Here is a 1476-nt window from a genome sequence, read left to right on the forward strand (position 1 = left end):
GTACAACTGGGTTCGCCCCCATCAATTCAACGGTGGGCTGGCGCCAGCTCGGGCCGAAGAAAAACTTAACGTCGTGTCCGGGATTAGTTGACCACTACAAGGCGAATGGCGTTTGATTGCTGGTACGTAGTGCCGGAATTGACCGGTCGCACTATCGTCAACGAGTGGAGGAGGGCTGAAATATTCTGGATGAGCTGACGTTCAATCCGGAAAAGCAACTCAACATGCGTGCGTGGTGACGGCGGGGCATCGGTAACTCTCCAGAGCCGGCGATGAAAAAACAGCCGTAACCTTATGGTCAACCTTTCTTAAACTCCGTATGACCCAGAAGCTCTTGAGCTTCACCCCAAGCTCTATCGAAGAGCTGCGAACGGGTTTGCGAATACAGAGCGGGTGAATGGAAGCCTACCGCTGACTCAAGCTTTCCAGCCTTACCAAAATCGCTACTAGAGATCCAGACGGTATCAGGGGCAACCAGAACGGCCTTAGCCCCAATGTCGCGATGCACCGCGATCCTGAGCCAGGGTCTGGCCGCCTTGAGGGCCTGGGCAGCTTCAATGCAGTCAGTGTGTGCCACTATCCAGATATTATAAGGACGCTTATCCAGAATGTTTGTTATGTACCCAATATCGGCCAGGTCTCGGGTCAAGATCAGGATTTCTCCGGTGGCATTGCCGAGTTGACTCAATCGAGTGGCCCAAGTGGATGCGCCAATTGACATTTTCGCGTCCGAGCACGCGAAGGCGAAACCATCGTTGTCATTGCTGAAAGCCATCACGTTTCCTCATCGTTGTTTAGTGCCCGATCGTTGCACGAAAGACGCGTGTGGTCGACATGGCTGCTGGCGTTTCCTGGAACAAAATCAATCTCGCTCCCTCATACCCAGGCGCTTGATAGAATGCATACGCTCTTGATCATGAGAGTGATAATAGGTGTCTTGGGTGGTGCTGAGGTTGCTATGACGAAGATCTAACTGCAGGTCTTTCGCCTTGCGAAAAGGCGCGTCAAATGTTGCCGATGTATGTCTGAGCCAGTGAGCTGATGCTGACCGTAGACTGTTCATTTCGTACGCCTCGCGCCCCTCAGCCTTCATCTTAGCTAGAGCGTTGTCGAAAACGGACTGGAGGAGGGTGCGCACTTGTCGTCCAGACAAGCCCGCTCGGCCTTCCAGCGTCGTGAGTAGAGGAGTTCGTTCATTTTCCGCCGGTAAGTTCGGCAAGCCGAGAAAATTGCGATAGCGTCTGAGGTACCGATCAACATACTCGTCCCGCACTGCAATTTTTCCTGGCTTGTTGCCTTTTCCGATCACGTGATACCACCAGTTGCCTTCAGGGTCTTGGCGGAAATCTCCCATGCAAGGCTCCCAGTTCGACCGGCCAACTGGGGATTCCATGACCATCCGGACACCCATTCCACCGACATCCGGACACTGATTCCACGCTGATCCGGACACTCATTCCACAAGCATCCGGACAC

The 1476-nt window shown here is 53.6% G+C and carries 1 protein-coding gene and 1 pseudogene; both read right to left on the reverse strand.

Going from position 1 to position 1476, the window contains the following annotated elements; all coding sequences use genetic code 11:
- Nucleotides 1-298: 298 nt before the first annotated feature.
- Nucleotides 299-775, reverse strand: a complete 477-nt coding sequence (locus KDX37_RS29120) for a hypothetical protein (protein WP_231656626.1) — start codon at nt 773-775, stop codon at nt 299-301.
- 87 nt (nt 776-862) lie between these two features.
- Nucleotides 863-1381: pseudogene (locus tag KDX37_RS29125) on the reverse strand (site-specific integrase); the annotation flags it as partial.
- Nucleotides 1382-1476 lie beyond the last annotated feature (95 nt).

This window comes from Pseudomonas californiensis, from assembly GCF_021147775.1.
Classification (GTDB): Bacteria; Pseudomonadota; Gammaproteobacteria; order Pseudomonadales; family Pseudomonadaceae; genus Aquipseudomonas; species Aquipseudomonas californiensis.

Excerpts from the sequence above, each read along its gene's own strand:
- KDX37_RS29120 (WP_231656626.1), bottom strand. The coding sequence starts at position 775 with ATGGCTTTCAGCAATGACAACGATGGTTTCGCCTTCGCGTGCTCGGAC.